This window comes from Pedobacter sp. (assembly GCF_035566355.1).
Taxonomy (GTDB): domain Bacteria; phylum Bacteroidota; class Bacteroidia; order Sphingobacteriales; family Sphingobacteriaceae; genus Pedobacter.
This window is the reverse complement of sequence record NZ_DATMRL010000452.1, coordinates 1-6,157: the sequence shown is the minus strand read 5'-3', so window position 1 is coordinate 6,157 and position 6,157 is coordinate 1. Positions and strand designations below refer to the sequence as shown.

The window sequence follows — 6,157 nt, the reverse complement described above, 5'->3', positions numbered from 1 at the left end:
CCGCTTGTACAGTTACTCCGTTGTATTCATTCTCTACGTTAAACAGGAAATCGTCAGACTTTACAAATTTTGGCAATACATAAGTTATGATTTGACGTGTGCTGATCTTTCTTGCAGTAGGGACTAATTTTATTTTGAAATTCTTTTCCCTTGCGTAATTAATATCATTGGCAGAAAGGTGCTGAATACCTACGTTTAATATTTTATCCGGATCAATGAACAAGCCATAAGCATGTGCTGTGGCAATAGCCAGTTTAAACTTAGGATCATAACCTCCTACGTCCAGAATTGGATCAGTTTCAGCAAAACCAAGATCCTGCGCTTGCTTTAAAGCAACATTGTAATCCAATCCTTCATTAAAGATCTTGGATAGAATATAGTTAGATGAGCCATTGAAAATACCACTGATGCCATGTAGTAATTCATTGTCATAATATTCTTCCAGGTTTCTGATGATTGGGATACTTCCGCATACAGCACCTTCATACAACAAAGATGCTCCGTATTTTTCCTGTAGTTCAACCAGTTCTGCCAGGTTATTGGCAATCATTTTTTTATTGGCTGAAACGACGTGTTTTCCAGAGGTTAATGCTCTCTTCACAATATTGAAAGCAACTTCTGCATCATCAATTAATTCAACTATAGTATTGATTTCCGGATTGTCCAGTAATTCATTGTGGTCTGTTGTAAACAGGCGGGCATCCAGATTCCTTTTTTTGTCCGGGTTTTTAATGGCAATTTTTATAATTTCCAGATTAAGGTCTTGTCCTTTAATAATGTCGTGCAGTCCCTGCCCAACCACTCCAAAACCAAATAATCCAATTTTAAGCTTCTTACTCATCTATGCTGTTTTATGTAGTTTAATTATTTTTTTATTTATACTTTCCTTTAAAAAATTGCCGATAACATTTGTTAAAGTATCGGTCTCTATTAAAAAGCCATCATGGCCATATGCTGAATTAATGCTGTGAAATTCTGCTCCTTTAATATGATCACCAAGGAATTTCTGTTCATTGACCGGAAACAATACGTCATTTTCCACACCAATAACCAATGTGTTTGCCTTTACATCGTTTAAGGCGTCGGTAATGCTCTTTCTGCCACGGCCAACATTATGGCTGTCCATGGCTTTGCTCAGGTACCAGTAACTATAGGCATTGAAACGTTTACAAAGTTTTTCTCCCTGATAGTTTTGGTAAGAGGAAGCCCTGAAACCAGTTGTTTTATCATTTACGCTTTCCAATTGAGTAGAAGCGTAGGCATCATAAGTCCTGTAAGATAATAAAGCAATACTTCTTGCTACTTTGAGGCCTTTTAGTCCACCTTCTGGCTGTTGTGCGTAAAAAGTACGGTCTGCACTAATGGCCAGGCGCTGACTTTCATTAAAGGCGATTCCCCATGGTGAGTGTACGGCATTGGTGGCTACCAGGATCAGGTTTTCTATTTTATTAGGTTCTGAAATTGCCCACTCCAATGCTTGCTGTCCACCCAATGAACCACCAATCAGTACTTTCAGTTCATGAATTCCCAGATGATCAGCCAGAAGCTGGTGAGCTTTTACGAAATCCCGTATGGTAAATTCCGGAAATGCCAGATAATAGGGCAGGCCGGTTGCAGGATTGGTACTTAAAGGGTTTGTAGTGCCGTAATGAGAGCCGATTACATTTGCACAAACAATAAAGTGTTCTTCAGGATTAAACAGTGCATTACTTCCAAATAAACCCTTCCACCAGTCCAGCACATCTGCATTCGCAGTAAGGGCATGGCAAGCCCAGATCACGTTATCTTTCTTCGCATTTAATTTGCCATAAGTATGATAGGCGATCTGTAAACCGCGGAGCTTTTTACCACTCTCCAGTTTAAAAAGCTTTGTATAATTATAGGTGTTCGTCGTACTCATTTTGTTTTGTTTGTTGATTTTAAGCAGGGTATTACGGATTAATTTTACTGAAAGCCTGCTCAAAATCGGCTTTGATATCATCTATGTGCTCTATACCTACAGAAACACGCAAGAGTGTAGCACTTACACCTGCAGCTTCCTGTTCAGCCTCACTTAATTGTTGGTGAGTGGTTGCAGAGGGTTGTATGATTAATGTTTTTGCGTCTCCAACATTTGCCAGATGACTTACCAGTTTAAGATTGTCTACCACCGCTGTTACATCTTCTTTACTGCCTTTTAGCTCAAAAGAAAGTACTGCGCCAAACCCATGTTTAAGGTATTTTTTTGCATTGACATGATAAGGGCTGCTTTCCAGTCCCGGGTAATTCACCTTGGCTACTGAAGGGTGATTTTCCAGCCAGGCAGCTAAAGCTAAGGTATTGTCTACATGACGCTGTACCCGAAGGGATAAAGTTTCAAGTCCCTGAATTAATAGAAATGAATTGAAAGGAGATAGGGCCGGACCAAAGTCTCTTAATCCTTCTACCCGGGCACGGATGGCGAACTGGATATTTCCAAAAGGACCATTGCTGCCAAATACATCGTTAAATACAAGGCCGTGGTAACCTTCAGAGGGTTCTGTAAACTGAGGGAACTTTCCATTGCCCCAGTTGTAGTTTCCTCCGTCAACTATTACGCCGCCAATGCTGGTACCATGACCCCCAATCCATTTTGTTGCAGATTCAACAACAACATGAGCTCCATGTTCCAAAGGACGGAACAAATAGCCGGCAGCTCCAAATGTATTATCTACAATCAGAGGAAGATCGTGTTTGCTTGCTATACCTGCAATCTTCTCAAAATCTGGAATACTGAATGAAGGATTGCCGATGGTCTCCAGATAAATGGCTTTTGTATTCTTGTCAATTAAAGGAATAAATTCTTCAGGGTGATCCACATTTGCAAAGCGGACTTCTATGCCTAATCGTTTAAAGGCCACCTTGAACTGATTATAGGATCCTCCATATAAATGTGAAGAAGATACAAAATTGTCTCCGGCCTGTAGTATATTATTCAAAGCAATAAATTGTGCTGCTTGCCCGGAAGCTACGGCCAGAGCAGCTACTCCGCCTTCCAATGCCGCTACACGTTTTTCGAAAACATCTGTTGTTGGATTCATAATCCGGGTATAGATGTTTCCAAATTCTTTCAGGGCAAAGAGATTTGCGCCGTGTTCAGAGTTTTTAAAACCGTATGAAGTAGTTTGATAAATAGGGACTGCTCTGGAACCAGTTGTAGGATCTATTTCTTGTCCAGCGTGCAATTGTAGGGTTTCAAATTTATATGATGTTGACATGTAATCTTAAGTTAAGTGTATTGCTATTGTTTGTTGAACAGACTTTAGGAATTTCTAAAGTACAGGATTAAAGCGTACCTTCTGTTGGAAGGCCTTCCGGATTTGATAGAGCTACAAAAAGGAAGATTTTTTGATTCTAGTATATGCAGCAGCACATACAAATAGCAGGCATTGAATTACAACAAATAGAAGCTCTGTTTGAATTTACTTCAACAGTTGGATTGGGAGACTTCTGATATTCGCTATTGCGGATTTTAATGTTGTTAATGTTCATCTTAGTTCAAATTTATCTTTCCATGATAACACCTGTTATCTGGTCAGGAATTGGCACCTTCTTCCATTAGGTAGGGTTGCCAGTGGGTCAGGGAGCCTGTCTCTCGCCACTTCTTTATAAATCAAACCTTCACTTATAGAGGTATTGACTTTGTCAGCTATTCGCTGATTATGCGTCAAATGTAGTAATAAAAAATTACATGCAAAATAAAATTCTGAAAATTTTATAAATAATGCCGGTATAGACAATTAAATTAGGTTAATATTAAATAGGCAACTTAATATTATTCCTTAGGCCAGTGCCTGTTCTAAATCTGCGATTAAATCATCAATATGTTCGAGCCCTGCAGAGATGCGCACCAGGTTTTGTGGCGTCTTGGTGTCCGGACCTTCTACAGAAGCCCGGTGCTCAATCAAACTCTCTACACCACCTAAACTTGTGGCCTGAGCAAATAACCTGACTTTATTAACCATAGCTCTGGCTTGTTCTGCTCCTCCTTTTACCAAAATAGATAGCATGCCTCCAAAAGCACTCATTTGTTTACTGGCAATCTTGTGATCCGGGTGCGAGGAAAGACCAGGATAATAGACAGCTTCAACATTTGGATGTTTTTCCAGAAATCTGGCCAATGTCAGGCCATTGGACGAATGACCCTGCATACGATACGCCAGAGTTTTAAGACTTCTGAGTAGGAGGAAGCAATCAAATGGCGAGGGAACCGCACCACCTATTTGCTGAATATTTCTAATCTTTTCCCAAAATGCATCTTTTTTTGCAGTGATTAGGGCCCCGCCCAAAACATCACTGTGTCCGCCAATATATTTTGTAGTGGAATGCATCACCAGATCAGCGCCGAGTAACAGTGGATTTTGCAGGGAAGGAGATGCAAAGGTACTGTCGCAGGCAAAAATTAGCCCATGCTTTGTTGAAATCTCAGCAAGGACCGCAATATCTGTAATTTTTAGCAGGGGATTAGAAGGTGTTTCTGCCCAGATCAGTACAGTATTTGGTTTTATATAGGCTTCAATCTGTGCTGTGTCTGTCAGATCGATAAAATCAAAGGTCAAAGTGTCTGCAAAAATGGACTGTAACTGTTTCTTAAAACCCCAGTACATATCATCGGGTGCAATAATGTGGCTTCCAGGCTTTAAAGCCTGGAAAACGGCCATTCCAGCTGTATTTCCAGAAGAAAATGCACATGCATCCTGACCTTTTTCCAATTCAGTAAGCACTTTTTCCAGTGCATTTCTGTTCGGATTACTGACACGACTGTACATATGACCGCCTGGATAATTCCCGTGCTCATCCCGAAGAAAGGTTGTAGACAAGCTGATCGGAGAAGTAACATCGCCAGTCGCGCTTTTTATGAGGTTTCCACTATGTATAGCCAGGGTTTCAGGTTTCATTATATGAAGAATTTAGGTTGATTCGTATAGATACAACAAATTTATAGGATAAAATGAGAACTGCAGTTTTTTTGGCAAGATTTATGCATTGTTCCAATCAAAATAAAGAACATGAAAAGAATATTAGTTATAGCAGCCATTTTGTGCAGTTCATTAATGGTTTTGCAAAGTTGCTCAACCACCAAAAACAGTTCCGCTTCTGCTAATCTGAAAAGAGGAAACGTAACAGGTAACTGGGTATTAAATGATATAACTTTTGAAGGTATTCCATCTATTGCGGTAAGGTCTCTGTTTGATGAGCCTTCTTATAAATGCTTTATTGGAAGTACATGGCGTTTAACCAATAGTGGTAATGGAAGTTATTCTTTGCCAGGAGGAAATGAATGTGCCGCGAAGACACAGACCATATTCTGGTCAGTTAGTACTGGCGATCAGACTTTTCAGTTCAAAAAAATATATGAAGGCGATAAAGCAAAAAATGTGACTTCAGGCTACAGGATGGTACTGGCTTCGACATCAGATAACAATTTAGTGATAAAATCACCTATAGAGTATGGAAATACCACCGCTTATGTGGTCATGAATTTCTCTAAGGCAGCAAAATAATTTTGGTTAGTATATTTGGTTTAGGTTGAAAAGGGGCTCTGGTTAAGCCCCTTTTTTTTGTACCCGTAAATTTGTCTTACTTTTACGGTATGGAAAACGAGGATAAAAACCCTTATGTACTCTTTACGGCTCAAATACTAAAAGACTGGAAGGATAACGGCGTGAACTATGTAAAAGTAGTGGAACTGGATGCAGGAATGGTGGTTAAATTTTTTGAACTTATTCCCAATTCAGAAATACCAGATGCAGCAGAAACGATTTATAGCATTCATTCAGAAGATGTGACCGAGCTTCTTGAACCGAGCAATAAGGTTAAGTTCCTTGTGCACGAAATTTATCTGGAAGAAGAAGATTAAAAATCAAAAAGGGGTTTATGAATATTTTCATAAACCCCTTTTGGTATAAATTGAACAGGTTTCTTAGGCCTGGTTCTCTTCCACCCACTTCCGGGCATTAACAAAGGCTTCCATCCACGGAGATACTTCGTCTTTACGGCCCCCAGGATAGTTTGCCCAGTGCCACTGGAATAATGAACGTTCAATATGCGGCATCATCACCAGGTGTCTTCCTGTGTTGTCGCACATCATTGCCGTATTGTAGTCAGATCCATTCGGATTGGCCGGGTAAGTTTGATA

The 6,157-nt window shown here is 39.9% G+C and carries 7 protein-coding genes and 1 riboswitch; of the genes, 2 read left to right on the top strand and 5 right to left on the bottom strand.

Going from position 1 to position 6,157, the window contains the following annotated elements:
* From VNZ46_RS17455 to VNZ46_RS17440, 4 genes are all read right to left on the bottom strand, one after another.
* On the bottom strand, window positions 1-841 hold an 841-nt coding region (locus tag VNZ46_RS17455), incomplete at its 3' end, for a homoserine dehydrogenase (RefSeq protein ID WP_325561322.1).
* The gene (locus VNZ46_RS17450; RefSeq protein ID WP_325561321.1) at window positions 842-1,900 is read right to left on the bottom strand and encodes a homoserine O-acetyltransferase family protein; all 1,059 of its coding nucleotides are present in this window, start codon (window positions 1,898-1,900) and stop codon (window positions 842-844) included.
* A gap of 31 nt (window positions 1,901-1,931) precedes the next feature.
* Window positions 1,932-3,236 carry an O-acetylhomoserine aminocarboxypropyltransferase/cysteine synthase gene (locus tag VNZ46_RS17445; protein ID WP_325561320.1) on the bottom strand — a complete coding sequence of 435 codons (1,305 nt, stop codon included), beginning with the start codon at window positions 3,234-3,236 and terminating at the stop codon, window positions 1,932-1,934.
* Between the two features lie 283 nt (window positions 3,237-3,519).
* Window positions 3,520-3,633, bottom strand: a riboswitch (SAM riboswitch).
* 167 nt (window positions 3,634-3,800) lie between these two features.
* Entirely contained in the window at window positions 3,801-4,916 is a 1,116-nt protein-coding gene (locus tag VNZ46_RS17440; protein ID WP_325561319.1) for a trans-sulfuration enzyme family protein, read from the bottom strand.
* A 111-nt stretch (window positions 4,917-5,027) separates the two neighbouring features.
* Here VNZ46_RS17440 and VNZ46_RS17435 point away from each other — a divergent pair, with 111 nt between their 5' ends.
* Entirely contained in the window at window positions 5,028-5,522 is a 495-nt protein-coding gene (locus tag VNZ46_RS17435) for a lipocalin family protein (RefSeq protein WP_199075318.1), read from the top strand.
* Between the two features lie 89 nt (window positions 5,523-5,611).
* Window positions 5,612-5,878, top strand: coding sequence for a hypothetical protein (locus VNZ46_RS17430; protein WP_325561318.1), 267 nt, complete (start codon window positions 5,612-5,614; stop codon window positions 5,876-5,878).
* A gap of 63 nt (window positions 5,879-5,941) precedes the next feature.
* Here the strand turns inward: VNZ46_RS17430 and VNZ46_RS17425 are convergent.
* On the bottom strand, window positions 5,942-6,157 hold a 216-nt coding region (locus VNZ46_RS17425; RefSeq protein ID WP_325561317.1), incomplete at its 5' end, for a phosphoribosylformylglycinamidine synthase subunit PurQ.